This window comes from Nocardioides sp. (genome assembly GCF_044226765.1).
Taxonomy (GTDB): domain Bacteria; phylum Actinomycetota; class Actinomycetes; order Propionibacteriales; family Nocardioidaceae; genus Nocardioides.
The window spans coordinates 471949-485706 of record NZ_JBGAGJ010000001.1 but is presented as its reverse complement, the minus strand read 5'-3'; the positions used below and the strand labels follow the sequence as shown (position 1 = coordinate 485706).

Genomic DNA, 13758 nt, shown 5'->3' with positions numbered 1-13758 from the left:
GGAAGCGTGCACGACACGCCGGTGTCCCCCGGCGTGTCGTGGACGCCTTCCGCCGCATGAGCGGATCTCGCAGTGCGAAGGACTTCTTCCGACCCCTGGCGGTGGGCGCGCCCACGCCGCTGACCGAGATCCCGGCGCGGCCGAGCCGGGCGATCCACTTCTTCGACCCCAGCAACGCCAAGATGGCGGCGAAGGTGCCCGACATGGTCGGCACCGTCGACGTGCTGCTCGGCAACCTCGAGGACGCGATCAAGGCCGACAACAAGGTCGCCGCCCGCGAGGGCCTGGTGACCATCGCCCAGGAGACGGCCAGCCTGGGAGGGCAGAGCGGGCCCACCCAGCTGTGGACGCGGATCAACGCCCTCGACAGCCCCTGGGCGCTCGACGACCTCACCACCTTGATCCCAGCGATCGGCGACAAGCTCGACGTGGTGATGGTGCCGAAGGTGCAGGGCGCCGAGGACATCCACTACGTCGACCGGCTGCTCGCCCAGCTCGAGGCCAAGGCCGGGCTCGACCGGCCGATCCTGGTCCACGCGATCCTCGAGACCGCGCGCGGCGTCGCCAACGTCGAGGAGATCTGCGGCGCCAGCCCGCGCATGCAGGGCATCTCGCTCGGCCCGGCCGACCTCGCGGCCGACCGGCGGATGAAGACCACGCGCGTCGGCGGGGGTCACCCCGGCTACCTGGTCCGCGAGGACCCGCCCCGCACCGACGGCGTCGCCAACCTCGAGGCGAGCCGGGCCACGTTCCAGCAGGACCTGTGGCACTACACGATCGCCCGCATGGTCGACGCCTGCGCGATGCACGGCATCTACCCCTACTACGGGCCGTTCGGCGACATCTCCGACCTGGTGGCGTGCGAGGACCAGTTCCGCAACGCCTTCCTCCTCGGCTGCGTCGGCGCGTGGAGCCTGCACCCCAAGCAGGTCGCCATCGCCAACAAGGTCTTCAGCCCGAGCGTCCAGGACGTAGCGCACGCCCGCCGCGTGGTCGCCGCGATGGGCGACGGCACGGGTGCGGTGATGCTCGACGGCAAGATGGAGGACGACGCCTCGCTCAAGCAGTGCCTGGTCATGGTCGAGCTCGCCGAGCAGCTCGCGGCCGTCGACCCCGACCTGAAGGCGGCGTACGACGCCATCGAGGTGGACGCCCGATGAGCGAGTTCGTCCCGCTGCGCAGCGTCCTCTACATGCCCAGCTCCAACGAGCGGGCGCTGGAGAAGGCCAAGTCGATCCCCTGCGACGGGCTCATCCTCGACCTCGAGGACGCCGTCGCGCCCGACGCCAAGCCGGCCGCCCGCGAGGCGGCGTGCAGGGCGGCCGCGAGCGGCGAGTACGGCCGACGCACCGTGACCATCCGCGTCAACGGCATCGGCACGGAGTGGCACGAGGCAGACCTCGAGGCCGCCGCCCAGGCGGGCCCGGCCGCGGTCGTCGTCCCCAAGGTCGGCAGCGCCGCGGAGGTCCAGCAGCTGGTCGCCGCGCTGGAGCGCCACGGAGCACCGGACCACACGACGCTCTGGGCGATGATCGAGACGCCCGGCGCGATCCTGGACGCCCTCGCCATCGCCCGCGCCTCGGAGCGGCTGAGCACCTTCGTGCTCGGTACCAACGACCTGGTCAAGGAGCTGTACGCCGAGCACGTGCCCGGCCGCGCCCCGATCCTGCCCAGCCTGCACACCGTCCTGCTCGCCGCCCGCGCGGCCGGGATCGCGGTGCTGGACGGGGTCTACAACGACGTCAAGGACACCGACGGGTTCCTCGCCGAGTGCCGGCAGGGCCGCGAGATGGGGTTCGACGGCAAGACCCTCATCCACCCCGGCCAGGTCGAGGGCGCGAACGCCGCCTTCGCCCCCTCCGAGCAGGCGGTCGAGGACGCGCGCGGGCTGATCGCGGCGTTCGAGGCCGGCCAGGGATCCGGAGTGGTCACCTACAACGGCCGGATGGTCGAGAACCTCCACGTGGAGTCCGCCCGGCGCACGCTGGCCATCGCCGCGGCGATCGCGTCGCTGGAGGCCTGAGGACCACCCGAGGTTTGCCGACTCCCTCGCGCCGGGTACGCATCGTCCGGCGGGGGCCACTCGAGGGAGGAAAGAACAAGCAATGGTGATTCTCGGACTGATCCTGCTGATCATCGGACTGCTCGCGAGCATCCCGGTGCTGACCTGGATCGGTGTGATCCTGCTGGTCGTCGGCGTCGTGCTCAACCTGGTGCCGATCGGTGGCACCCGGCGGAGGGTCTACTAGCTCACCGGGGTCGCACGCTCGAGGAAGGCGAGGACCTTCGCTGCCGGCATCTCGCACGGCCGCAGCTCCTCGCCGGCGCTCGTCAGGTAGGCGTTGGCACTGACCACGTCCGTCCCACCGAGCTCCTCGGCGTACACCGCGACGGCGCGGCCGCCGGCACGGACCGTCCTCGTGACGCCGTACCGGCGGCCGTCGTACGTCCAGACCGACCAGCCCTCGGGGAACCGGCCCAGCAGCCGGGCGAGGCTCAGTCCTGCCCCCGGCGCCACTGCTCGTCGAGCCAGAGCTTGACGCTGCCGAGGACGCCGGCGACGTCGTGCACCATCTTGCCGAGGGCGTCCTGGCTCTGCTTGAAGGTCTCGGTGTAGCTGCGCGCTGCGGCGGCCGCGGCCTCGGAGACCTTGGCGGAGTCGTCGTCCTGCCGCCGCGGGTAGTCGCCGGAGAGGATCCGGGTGTACTCGCCGGAGTCGACCCAGCGGCGCACCTCGGCGGCGCGGACGACGAGGAACGGGTGCGAGCGGTTCTCGATCAGCAGGAGCTTGAGCACCGAGTCGCGCAGGTCGGCGTCGTCGTACTCCTGGCCCTGGGCGAAGAACGACGTCGCGTCGAGGTCGCCGAGGTGGCCGCCGCTGGCGAGCTTCATGTGGACGCGGGTGACGACCGCGGGGTCCTGGGTGGCGAGCAGGCCGGCGCGGTCCGCGGACAGCTCCGCCTTGCGCGACCACTCGTAGAGACCGGCCATGATCGCGCGGAGGCCGAGGCTGCCGCCGGGCACGACGGTGAGCACGCCGCTGAGCATGATCATCCGCTGCAGCAGGGTCTGGTAGACCGCGTGGCCGCTCATCGCGTGGCCGAGCTCGTGGGCGACCACGAACCGCAGCTCCTCCTCGTCGAGCAGGTCGACCGTGCCGGAGTTGAGCACGATGAACGGCTTGTTCATGCCGATGGTCAGGGCGCCCGGCACCGGGTTGGCGATGACGTAGAGCTCCGGGAGCTCCGGGGCGTCGAGGGTGCGCCCGACCTCCCCGAGCAGCCGGTGCAGCCGGCTGAACTGCCGCTCGTCGGCGCGGACCGCTGAGCCGAGGTAGACCAGGCGCACGGCGCGCTCGTTGAAGAGGCCCGACATCGCCTTGAGCAGCGTGTCGAACCCCTTGAGCTTGCGCAGCGCGACGAGCGCGCCGCGGTCGGCGGGGTGCTCCCAGGCGCGGGAGCTGATGTCGGTGAGGGTGGCGCGGGACCGAGCCGGCTGGGTCGTCACGCGGTCACTGTGCCACGGCGCCACGGTGGGTGAGGTGCGAGCAGCGCCGCCGACGAGCCGCGAACCCACTTTGGCCTCGAGCCGCAGGCCGGGACTTGTCGGCCAATCCCGTTGCTTGTCGGCCAAAGTTTCGGCCGACAAGCAACGGTTTACCCGGTCGACCGGGTAAACCAGCTGCGGGTGAGCCCCACTCAGCCCTCGGACATCGGGATGCGCACGCCGCGCTCGCGGGCGACCTCAGCGGCGCGGTCGTAGCCGGCGTCGACGTGGCGGATGACGCCCATGCCGGGGTCGTTGGTGAGCACCCGCTCGATCTTCTCGGCGGCGAGCGGCGTGCCGTCGGCGACGCACACCTGCCCGGCGTGCAGCGACCGGCCCATGCCGACGCCGCCGCCGTGGTGGAAGGACACCCAGGTCGCCCCGGAGGCGGTGTTGACCAGGGCGTTGAGGATCGCCCAGTCGGCGATGGCGTCGGAGCCGTCGAGCATGCCCTCGGTCTCGCGGTACGGCGACGCGACCGACCCACAGTCGAGGTGGTCGCGCCCGATGACGACGGGGGCGGAGAGCTCGCCCGAGGCGACCATCTCGTTGAACTTCAACCCGGCGAGGTGGCGCTCGCCGTACCCCAGCCAGCAGATCCGGGCCGGCAGGCCCTGGAAGTGCACGCGCTCCCCGGCCATCTGGATCCACTTGCCCAGCCGCTCGTACTCCTTCGATTTCTCGGGAGGGAAGAGCTCGAGGATCGCGCGGTCGGTCGCGGCGATGTCGGCCGGGTCCCCGGAGAGCGCGGCCCACCGGAACGGGCCCTTGCCCTCGCAGAAGAGCGGGCGGATGTAGGCGGGCACGAACCCGGGGAACTCGAAGGCGCGGTCGTAGCCGCCCTTGCGCGCCTCGTCGCGGATCGAGTTGCCGTAGTCGAAGACCTCGGCGCCGCGGTCCTGGAACTCGACCATGGCCCGCACGTGCGCCGCCATCGAGGCCTGCGCCTCCTTGGTCAGCCCGGCGGGGTCGGCCTCGCGCCGGGTCGCCCACTCCTCGAAGGGGACACCGACGGGCAGGTAGTAGAGCGGGTCGTGCGCGGACGTCTGGTCCGTGACGATGTCGATCGGGGCGCCCATCTGCAGCAGCGCGGGCACCATCTCGGCCGCGTTGCCGAGCACGCCGATCGAGAGTGCGCGGCGCTCGTCGCGGGCGGCGACCGCCATCTCCACGGCCTCCTCGAGCGAGGACGCCTCCACGTCGAGGTAGGCGTGGTCGAGGCGACGCCGGATGCGCGTCTCGTCGCACTCGATGCAGATCGCGACGCCGTCGTTCATCGTGACGGCCAGCGGCTGCGCGCCGCCCATGCCGCCGAGGCCGGCGGTCAGCGTGATCGTGCCGGCCAGCGTCCCCCCGAACCGCTTGTCCGCGACAGCGGCGAACGTCTCGAAGGTGCCCTGGAGGATGCCCTGGGTGCCGATGTAGATCCAGGAGCCGGCCGTCATCTGGCCGTACATCGTCAGGCCGAGGTCCTCCAGGCGCCGGAACTCCTCCCAGTTGGCCCAGTCGCCGACCAGGTTGGAGTTGGCGATCAGCACCCGCGGCGCCCACGGGTGGGTCCGCATCACGCCGACGGGCTTGCCGGACTGCACCAGCATCGTCTCGTCGTCGCCGAGCGTGGTCAGCGTGCGCACGAGCGCGTCGTACGCCTCCCACGAGCGCGCCGCGCGCCCGGTGCCGCCGTAGACGACGAGGTCCTCGGGGCGCTCGGCGTTCTCCGGGTCGAGGTTGTTCATCAGCATCCGCAGCGGCGCCTCGGTCTGCCAGGACCGGGCGGTCAGGGCGGTGCCGTGCGCTGCGTGGATCGGGGGTCTCGACACGCCGGCTCCTTCGTCGCCGGCTACTCGACCACCGGAAGAGGACTTGTTCACTGGAGGGCTCCGATCACGGACTCGGCGGCGGACAGGACGGCACCCGACGCGACCAGCCCCACGGTGGTCTCGATGTCGGGCGAGAGGTGGCGGTCCGGGCCCGGACCGGCGACGCCGGCCGAGCGCAGGAGGGCGACGACGGCGGCGGTGCCGGGAGCCGGCGCCAGCGGTGCGCGCAGGTCGAGCGCGCGGGCGGCGGTCATCACCTCGATCGCCACGACGCGGGTCAGCCCGTCCACGGCGCGGCGCAGCTTGCGCGCTCCGGACCAGCCCATCGAGACGTGGTCCTCCTGCATCGCGCTGGAGGGGATCGAGTCGACCGACGCCGGCACCGCGAGCCGCTTCAGCTCGGACACGATCGCGGCCTGGGTGTACTGGGCGATCATCAGGCCGCTGTCGACGCCCGGGTCGTCGGCGAGGAACGGCGGGAGCCCGTGGTTGCGGGCCTTGTCCAGGAAGCGGTCGGTACGCCGCTCGCTGATCGACGCCACGTCCGCGGCCGCGATCGCCAGGAAGTCGAGCACGTAGGCCACCGGGGCGCCGTGGAAGTTGCCGTTGCTCTCCACGCGACCCTCGGACGCCAGGACCACGGGGTTGTCGATCGCCGACGCCAGCTCGCGGCCGGCGACCAGCGCGGCGTGGTCCATGGTGTCCCGGGCCGCGCCGTGCACCTGCGGCGAGCAGCGCAGGGAGTAGGCGTCCTGGACCCGGTTGCAGTCCGGTCCCCGGTGCGAGGCGACGACTCCGCTCTCGCGCAGGAGCAGGGTGAGGTTGGCCGCGGACACGGCCTGGCCGGGGTGGGGACGCAGCGCCTGCAGCTCGGCGGCGAAGACCCGGTCGGTGCCCAGCTGCGCCTCGACCGACATCGCGGCGGCCACGTCGGCGGTGCGCAGCAGCATCCGGAGGTCCTCGAGCGCCAGCACGAGCATGCCGAGCATGCCGTCGGTCCCGTTGATCAGCGCGAGCCCCTCCTTCGCACCGAGCACGACGGGGGTCAGCCCGGCCGCGGCCAGCGCGTCGGCCGCCGGCATCAGCGTGCCCGCGGCGTCGCGCACCTCGCCCTCGCCGATCAGCGCGAGCGCGCAGTGGGCCAGGGGGGCGAGGTCGCCCGAGCAGCCGAGGGAGCCGTACTCCCGCACGACGGGCGTGATCTGGTGGGTGAGCAGGTCGGCGAGCAGCTGGGCGGTCCGCGGTCGCACGCCGGTGTGGCCGGTGGCCAGCGTCGAGAGCCGCAGCAGCATCAGCGCCCGCACGACCTCGCGCTCGACCTCGGGCCCCGACCCGGCCGCGTGCGACCGCACCAGCGAGCGCTGCAGCCGTTCCCGCAGCTCCTCGGGGATGTGCCGGGTCGCCAGGGCGCCGAAGCCCGTGGAGACGCCGTACGCCGGGCCGCCCGCGGCGGCGAGCTCCTCGACCACGGCCCGCCCCCGCGCGACCGCGGCCAGGGCGTCCTCGCCGAGCACCACCGGGGCACCGTGCCGGGCCACCGCGACCAGCTCCTCGACGCCGACCGGACCGGTCCCGACCACCACCTCGCCCACGCTCGTGCTCATGCCCGCCATCGTCGCGCCGACGGGCGGCGTGCTGCCAGAGCGGCCGGGCAGGGACTGTCTGGGATCCGAGACCGCCGCTACTCACCCGTAACCCGCTGCACCCCCGCGCGTTTGGGGACTGTGTGGCGGGGGAACTCGCCGTCACACGCAGGCAACGGCGTCGGGGGCGCGCCACGCCGTCTCGGGACCAGAACTGGGAGAGGGAACCATGGACCGACGCACGACCTTCAAGGCACGACTGATGCCCGCGCTGGCGATGCTCGCCGGCGCAGCACTCGCCACGACCACGGCACTGCCCGCGGCCACCGCGGCACCCGCCGCACGCAGTGCCGCCACCACCAGCCCGCTGGCCGACATCGGCCTCCTGGCCAACGCCTACGGCACCCGGCTCGCCGGTGGGGACATCCCCGCGGGGTCGGGCCGGACCGCCTTCGCGGTCATGGGCTGCTCGGCCCACCTCGGCGCCTCGCGGAGCAACCACCTCGCGGCCATCGACATCCCGAGCTTCGGCACCATCTCCGGGGTCACCACCAAGGTCTGGTCGGCCAAGCAGGGCGGCTCGGTGCACTCCTACGCCCGCAGCTCGACCGCCGAGGTCCGCCTGGTCCAGTCCGGCCTGGGACGGCTGAGCCTGCGCGGCGTGACCTCGCTGGCCCACGCCTGGTACGACGGCAAGCGGTTCCACTCCCAGACCACCTCGAGCGTCGCCAAGCTCGTCTTCACCCCGCCGGCCGGCGACCCGCAGGTGCTGCCGCTGCCGGCGCCCGGCCAGCCGATCACGGTCCCGGGCCTCGCGACCATCCGGGTGGGTGGCTCCAAGAAGGTCGTCGACCGCCGCCACGCGCTCGCCTTCGCGGTGGGGCTGCGCGTCCACATCATCCCGACCGACAGCACCCTGTGGGTCAGCCGCGGCGCCGCCCAGGCGGTGGCCGGGGTCCTCAACGGCAAGTTCGCCGGCTACTCCGCGGGCACCGAGGTCAACGTGGCGGGCGGGCTGCTGACCAGCGGCCGCAACCCGGCGTCGTACATGCCGTGCCAGGGCACCGACGGCAGGCTGCAGGGCGCCGACGACCTGGACGTGAACGCCGGCGGCGGACTCCACATCGAGGCCGTCAGCTCCAAGCAGTGGGCCAAGCGGGGCGCGCACGCCAGCAAGGCGTGGGAGCAGGGCTCGGTCTCCGGCGTCAACCTCGGTGACGGCGCCCTCGTGGTCAGCGCGGTGGTCGGCCGGGCCACCGTGACCCGCGGGGCGAAGGGCCCGGTCACGCGCAGCACCGCCGGCACCCGGATCGGCTCCATCACCGCCAACGGCGAGCGACAGGACCTGCCGCTCGACCAGACGCTGGAGATCCCGGGGCTGGCCAAGCTCCAGCCCGCGGTGGTCACCAAGGTCGCCGGCGGCCTGAAGGTGATCGGCCTGCGGATCACCCTGCTCGACGGCAGCGGCGCGGTCATCGACCTCGGCGTCGCGAAGACGACGATCCGGAAGTGACCTGACCGGGTGGTGGGGGGGGGGGGGGGGGGGGGGGGGGCCGCCCGCCCCCGCCCCGGGTGACCGCGACCCAGGCCCCCGCACCTGCCGTCGGGTCCGGGCGGCGCTGGGCGATGCTCGCCGCGAGCACCCTCGCCCAGGTCGCGACCGCGGTGATGGTGCACGGCCCCGCGTTCCTCATCCCCGCCCTGCACGCCCAGGGCCTGAGCCTGGCCCGGGCCGGGCTGGTCGCCGCCGCGCCGACCGTCGGGGTGATGCTGACCCTGGTCGCGTGGGGTGCCGTCACCGACCGCCGGGGCGAGCGCTTCGTGCTCCTCGCCGGCCTGTCCGGCACCGCCGTGGCCGGGCTGGCCGCCGTCCTCACCACCAGCACGGCGGCCCTGACGGCCGCACTGTTCCTCGCCGGCGCCGCGGCGGCCAGCACCAACGCGGCCGGCGGCCGGCTGGTCGTCGGCTGGTTCCCGGCCGAGCGCCGCGGCCTGGCGATGGGCATCCGACAGATGGCGCAGCCCGTCGGTGTCGGCCTGGCCGCCCTCACGGTCGCGACGACGGCCGCCGCCGCGGGCACGTCCGCGGCGCTCGCCGTACCGACCCTGGCGTGCGCCCTCGCCGTCGCCGTGGTCGCCGTCGTCGTGGCCGACCCGCCCCGCCCGGAGCGGCGCGACCACCCTGCTGCCGCCAACCCCTACCGGCAGGACTCCTTCCTCGCCCGCGTCCACGGGGTCTCGGTGCTGCTGGTCGTGCCGCAGTTCCTCGTCTGGACCTTCGCCCTCGTCTGGCTGGTGCAGGACCGCGACTGGTCCCCGGCCGCCGCCGGTGCCGTGGTCGCGGTCGCCCAGGTCACCGGCGCGCTCGGCCGGATCGGCGTCGGCCACCTCTCCGACGTGGTCGGGAGCCGGATGCGCCCCCTGCGCTGGGTCGCGGTCGCCGCGGCGGCGACGATGGCGCTGCTCGGGCTGGCCGCGGCGCTGGACCTGGCCGTGGCGGTCCTCCTCGTGGTCGTCGCCACCTGCGTCACGGTCGCCGACAACGGGCTCGCCTTCACCGCGGTGGCCGAGCGGGCCGGGCCCTTCTGGGCCGGCCGGGCGCTCGGGGTGCAGAACACGGTCCAGTTCCTCACCGCCTCCGCGGTGCCCCCCTGCGCCGGGCTGGCCGTGACGCACCTCGGGTACGCCGCCACCTTCGCCCTCGCCGCCGCCTTCCCGGTGCTCGCCGCACCGCTGGTGCCGGTGCGCGGGGAGCGGGACCTCACCTGAAGGCGTGCACCGACCGGCGGCGGGGTACGGCCGCAGGGAGGGACGCGAACCAGGGAGGTCTGATGTCTACCGCCACCACCGTGATCATCATCGTGGTGATCCTCGTCGTCGCCGCGATCGCCGTCGCGGCGTACCTGTCGAGCCGACGCCGCCACGAGCAGCGCCGTCGCCGTGCCGAGGAGCTGCGCGCCGAGGCCACCGCCCAGGCGCCCACGATCGACGTCGCCCGCCGCGACGCCGCCGCCGAGGCCCGTGCCGAGGTGGCGCGGGCGGAGGCCGAGCGGGCCGAGCAGCAGGCCGCCGAGGCCCGCCAGGGCATGGCCGTGGAGGAGGCGCGGCGGGAGGACTCCCTGCGCACCGCCGACGCCCTCGACCCCGACGTCGACCACCGCGCCGACGACTACCGACCGGTCGAGCCCGCACCCGTCGAGCCCGGCACCGCGGCGCCCAGCCCCAACGGGACGCCCGTCGACGACACCCGCCCCGGCGCCCACCGGCAGGTCTGACCCGGCCCGCCCCACCGCGTGGGCGGTCCGTGGGAAGTGGATGAATCCCCGGTCAGCCGGGGATTCATCCAGGGTTGTCAGGCTCTTCATGACGTTGTCAGGGGTTGCAACGCCTGACAACGTCAGGTTTCCCCGGTCAGCCGGGGATTCATCCACCCCTGGGCCCACGCACCGCCCCGGCATCCGCGGCAGGCAATAGCCTCCAGGCATGAGCCAGGTGCCGGCGGCGACGCGTGCGCTGCGGGTGCTGCGGTTCCTGGCCGGCCAGCCCGACCCGGTGCCGCTGGACCGGATCATGCGCGCCTGCGACCTGCCGCGCAGCACGACCTACCACCTGCTGCGGGCGATGGTCGACGAGGGCTTCGTCGTGCACCTGGTCGACGAGCACCGGTTCGGGCTGGGGCCAGCGGCGTTCGAGGTGGGCAGCGGCTACGCCCGGCAGGAGCCGCTGCAGCGGATCGCGCGCCGGCCGCTGGCCGACCTGGTCGACCGGGTCGGCCAGTCCGCCCACCTGGCGATCCTGCACGGGCGCGAGGTGCTCTACGTCATCGAGGAGCGCGCGCCGGGCCGCCCGCCGCTGGTCAGCGACGTCGGGGTGCGGCTGCCCGCGCACCTGACCGCGAGCGGCCGGGCGGTGCTCGCCCGGCTGCCGGCCAGCCAGGTGCGCGCGCTCTACCCGGGCTCCGCCCAGTTCGTCGACCGGCACGGCCGCGGGCCGCGCACCCCCACCCAGCTGCGCGAGGTCCTCACCGACACCCGGCGGCGGGGGTACGCCGTCGAGGACGGCGAGGTGACGCCGGGGCTCGCCAGCGTCGCGGTGGCGGTGCTCGACCACAACGGGCACCCGGTGGCCGCGGTCGCGGTCACCTACCCCGAGGACGCGGACCCGGCCGGGCTGCCGGAGGCGGTGACCGCGACCGCCGACCGGCTCACCCGACGCATCAGCGGGCCTCCTCGGGGGTAGGAGCCCATCACCCGGGCCGGGTGCGCTCGTTGACCAGGCGAGCCGACCTGGCCGATGCATGCTGAGCGGAGGAGACCCGGTGGACACGAGCAACCCGACCCGCCGGGTCGTCTGGGCCGCGCTGGTGGCCGTCACGGTGGTGGCGGTCGCGATCTCGCTCGGCGGCGCCGCCGGGCAACGCGCCGGTGGTCTCGGCCAGCGCTACGCCTTCGCGCAGCAGGCACTGGCCGCCGAGAAGGTGGACAAGAACGCGATCTCTCGCGCCGGCGACCTCGGCGGGCTCACCCGCGACCCCACGACCGCGGCGCAGAAGGCGGCCGCGGCCCGCTACGTCGAGCGCGAGCGCGCTCTCCCCGACCCGACCCTCACCTCCGCGCCGGTGATGCAGCCCCGGCTGCGGCACCCGCAGGACCGCTACGCGCTGGCCAACGGCTGCTACCGGCTCACCCCCGGCGGCGAGCCGCTGTTCTTCAAGCCGACCGGGCTCGGCAGCTACCTGCTCTACGACACCGCCCGGCACTTCGTGGTCGCCGGAGGCGACCGGCCCGACGCGCCGGGGGCCGCGACCGTGTGGCGCATCGCACCCACCGGGCACGGCCGCTACGCCTTCCGCAACGCCACCGGCACGCTGGCGCTCGGGGACCGGCGCAGCTTCCTGCCCACGCGCGCGACCGGCTGCACGGCGTACCCGGAGTCCCAGATCGACGTCCGCGGGCGGCCGCACGCCGGCGTGACGCCCTACCAGGAGGTGCGCGGCTACGTCGACGCGCACACCCACGGCATGGCCTTCGAGTTCCTCGGCGGCGACGTGCACTGCGGCAAGCCCTGGGACCGCTACGGAGCGCCCTACGCGCTGGTCGACTGCCCCGACCACACCGCCACCGGCGGGTACGGCGGCGTGCTCGAGTCGGTCCTCTCCGGGCAGCCGCACCACGACCCGGTGGGCTGGCCCACGTTCAAGGACTGGCCCGCGCCGGAGTCACTCACCCACGAGGGCACCTACTACCGCTGGCTGGAGCGCTCGTGGCGCGGCGGGCAGCGCATCTTCGTCAACCTGCTGGTGGAGAACGACCAGCTGTGCAAGATCTACCCGATCAAGCGCAACTCCTGCGACGACATGGACTCCATCCGCCTGCAGGCGCACGACATGTACGCGATGCAGGACTACATCGACGCCCAGTTCGGCGGTCCCGGCAAGGGGTTCTACCGGATCGTCACGAACCCCTGGCAGGCCCGACAGGTGATCAACGCCGGGAAGATGGCCGTGGTCATGGGGATCGAGACCAGCGTGCCGTTCGGCTGCACGATGAAGCTCGACGTGCCGCAGTGCGACCTCCAGGACATCGACACCCAGCTCGACGAGGTCCGCCGGCTCGGCGTGCGGCAGATGGAGCTGGTCAACAAGTTCGACAACGCCCTGTCCGGGGTCGCGGGCGACAACGGCGAGGTCGGCGTCACGGTCAACGCGGCCAACTTCCTGGAGACCGGCTCCTTCTGGGACATGCGGCACTGCGACCCGGCCGACGGCGAGTCCCACGACCGCGACCAGGTCGCCGCGCCGGAGATCTCCCCGGAGCAGCAGGACGCGCTGTTCGGGGCGGTCGGCGAGCTCTTCGGCACCCTCCACACGGCGCTGCCGGTCTACGGCCCACCCCACCACTGCAACGCCCGCGGCCTCACCACGCTGGGCGAGTACACGATCAAGGGCCTGGCCAAGCGGCACATGATCTTCGACCCCGACCACATGAGCGTGAAGGCGCGGGCCTCGGCCCTCGACGAGATCGACGACCTCGGCTACCACGGTGTCGTCTCGAGCCACTCCTGGTCCACCCCCGACGCCTACCCGCGGATCTACCGCGAGGGCGGGTTCATCACGCCGTACGCCGGCGACTCGACCGGCTTCGTCGCGAAGTGGCGCGCGCACGTGGGCTGGGCGGATCCGCGCTACTACTGGGGCATCGGCTACGGCGCGGACATGAACGGTCTCGGCGCGCAGGGCGACCCGCGCGGCGCGGACGTGCCGAACCCGGTGACCTACCCGTTCCGCGGGCTCGGCGGGGTCACCGTCGAGAAGCAGCACGCCGGCCGGCGGGTCTACGACGTCAACGTCGACGGCGTCGCGCAGTACGGCCTCTACCCCGACTGGATCCAGGACCTGACGAAGGTCGCGGACAGCGAGACGAAGGGCGACGGCGCGAAGATCCAGGACGACATGGAGCGCGGCGCCGAGGCCTACCTGCAGATGTGGGAGCGGGCCGAGGGCGTGGCGCCGGACTCCTGCCGCAACCCCGGGCTGCGCAAGCCCTGGCGGACCGTCGCGTCCCTGGTGCGGCCCGGGATGACGACCCGGCAGGTGATGACGGCCGTCGGCCAGCCCTACCAGCGGCTCGGGACGACCTACCGGTTCTGCGCCCGCACCGCCCGGGACCCGCGGGTCGCGGTCACCGTGCGCTTCTCACCCGCGGGTCGGGTCCTCCAGCCACCAACGGCCTCGTGAAGTTACCCCTCGGTAGGATCCTTCTCACGTCCCGACGGCACTGACGCCGCACGCCTGTGCGAATAGGCTCGCG

At 73.6% G+C, this 13758-nt stretch carries 11 protein-coding genes and 1 pseudogene; 8 read left to right on the top strand and 4 right to left on the bottom strand.

Annotated features, from left to right (window positions below; genetic code table 11):
• The first annotated feature begins 56 nt into the window (after positions 1 to 56).
• From ACILRH_RS02280 to ACILRH_RS02270, 3 genes and pseudogenes are all read left to right on the top strand, one after another.
• Positions 57 to 1160, top strand: a complete 1104-nt coding sequence (locus tag ACILRH_RS02280; protein WP_395690513.1) for an HpcH/HpaI aldolase/citrate lyase family protein — start codon at positions 57 to 59, stop codon at positions 1158 to 1160.
• Positions 1157 to 2023: an HpcH/HpaI aldolase/citrate lyase family protein gene (locus ACILRH_RS02275; RefSeq protein WP_395690512.1), complete on the top strand. Its 867-nt coding sequence runs from the start codon at positions 1157 to 1159 to the stop codon at positions 2021 to 2023. The genes ACILRH_RS02280 and ACILRH_RS02275 overlap by 4 nt, the downstream gene beginning before the upstream one ends.
• Positions 2024 to 2033: 10 nt before the next feature.
• Positions 2034 to 2249: pseudogene (locus tag ACILRH_RS02270) on the top strand (hypothetical protein); the annotation flags it as partial.
• Here ACILRH_RS02270 and ACILRH_RS02265 read toward each other — a convergent pair.
• The 4 genes from ACILRH_RS02265 to hutH form a co-directional block, all read right to left on the bottom strand.
• The gene (locus tag ACILRH_RS02265; protein ID WP_395690511.1) at positions 2246 to 2518 is read right to left on the bottom strand and encodes a peptide methionine sulfoxide reductase; all 273 of its coding nucleotides are present in this window, start codon (positions 2516 to 2518) and stop codon (positions 2246 to 2248) included. The pseudogene ACILRH_RS02270 and the gene ACILRH_RS02265 overlap by 4 nt on opposite strands.
• Entirely contained in the window at positions 2497 to 3507 is a 1011-nt protein-coding gene (locus tag ACILRH_RS02260; protein ID WP_395690510.1) for a M48 family metallopeptidase, read from the bottom strand. Before ACILRH_RS02260 ends, ACILRH_RS02265 begins: the two co-directional genes overlap by 22 nt.
• A gap of 191 nt (positions 3508 to 3698) precedes the next feature.
• Positions 3699 to 5366: a urocanate hydratase gene (hutU, locus tag ACILRH_RS02255; protein WP_395690509.1), complete on the bottom strand. Its 1668-nt coding sequence runs from the start codon at positions 5364 to 5366 to the stop codon at positions 3699 to 3701.
• A 47-nt stretch (positions 5367 to 5413) separates the two neighbouring features.
• The gene (gene hutH / locus ACILRH_RS02250; protein WP_395690508.1) at positions 5414 to 6970 is read right to left on the bottom strand and encodes a histidine ammonia-lyase; all 1557 of its coding nucleotides are present in this window, start codon (positions 6968 to 6970) and stop codon (positions 5414 to 5416) included.
• Between the two features lie 208 nt (positions 6971 to 7178).
• Here hutH and ACILRH_RS02245 point away from each other — a divergent pair, with 208 nt between their 5' ends.
• The 5 genes from ACILRH_RS02245 to ACILRH_RS02225 all read left to right on the top strand — a co-directional run bounded on the left by ACILRH_RS02245 (position 7179) and on the right by ACILRH_RS02225 (position 13685).
• Positions 7179 to 8462 (top strand): choice-of-anchor P family protein, encoded by a 1284-nt coding sequence (locus tag ACILRH_RS02245; protein ID WP_395690507.1) that lies wholly within the window; start codon positions 7179 to 7181, stop codon positions 8460 to 8462.
• Positions 8463 to 8521: 59 nt separating this feature from the next.
• Positions 8522 to 9718: an MFS transporter gene (locus tag ACILRH_RS02240; protein WP_395690506.1), complete on the top strand. Its 1197-nt coding sequence runs from the start codon at positions 8522 to 8524 to the stop codon at positions 9716 to 9718.
• A 62-nt stretch (positions 9719 to 9780) separates the two neighbouring features.
• Entirely contained in the window at positions 9781 to 10224 is a 444-nt protein-coding gene (locus tag ACILRH_RS02235) for a hypothetical protein (RefSeq protein WP_395690505.1), read from the top strand.
• Between the two features lie 208 nt (positions 10225 to 10432).
• Positions 10433 to 11188: an IclR family transcriptional regulator gene (locus tag ACILRH_RS02230; protein WP_395690504.1), complete on the top strand. Its 756-nt coding sequence runs from the start codon at positions 10433 to 10435 to the stop codon at positions 11186 to 11188.
• A gap of 79 nt (positions 11189 to 11267) precedes the next feature.
• Positions 11268 to 13685: a hypothetical protein gene (locus tag ACILRH_RS02225; RefSeq protein WP_395690503.1), complete on the top strand. Its 2418-nt coding sequence runs from the start codon at positions 11268 to 11270 to the stop codon at positions 13683 to 13685.
• Positions 13686 to 13758 lie beyond the last annotated feature (73 nt).

Bases quoted from the DNA above. Each gene is read 5' to 3' on its own strand.
- ACILRH_RS02280 (WP_395690513.1), top strand. From the start codon at position 57: ATGAGCGGATCTCGCAGTGCGAAGGACTTCTTCCGACCCCTGGCGGTG.
- ACILRH_RS02275 (WP_395690512.1), top strand. From the start codon at position 1,157: ATGAGCGAGTTCGTCCCGCTGCGCAGCGTCCTCTACATGCCCAGCTCC.
- hutH (WP_395690508.1), bottom strand. From the start codon at position 6,970: ATGAGCACGAGCGTGGGCGAGGTGGTGGTCGGGACCGGTCCGGTCGGC.
- ACILRH_RS02245 (WP_395690507.1), top strand. From the start codon at position 7,179: ATGGACCGACGCACGACCTTCAAGGCACGACTGATGCCCGCGCTGGCG.
- ACILRH_RS02235 (WP_395690505.1), top strand. From the start codon at position 9,781: ATGTCTACCGCCACCACCGTGATCATCATCGTGGTGATCCTCGTCGTC.
- ACILRH_RS02230 (WP_395690504.1), top strand. From the start codon at position 10,433: ATGAGCCAGGTGCCGGCGGCGACGCGTGCGCTGCGGGTGCTGCGGTTC.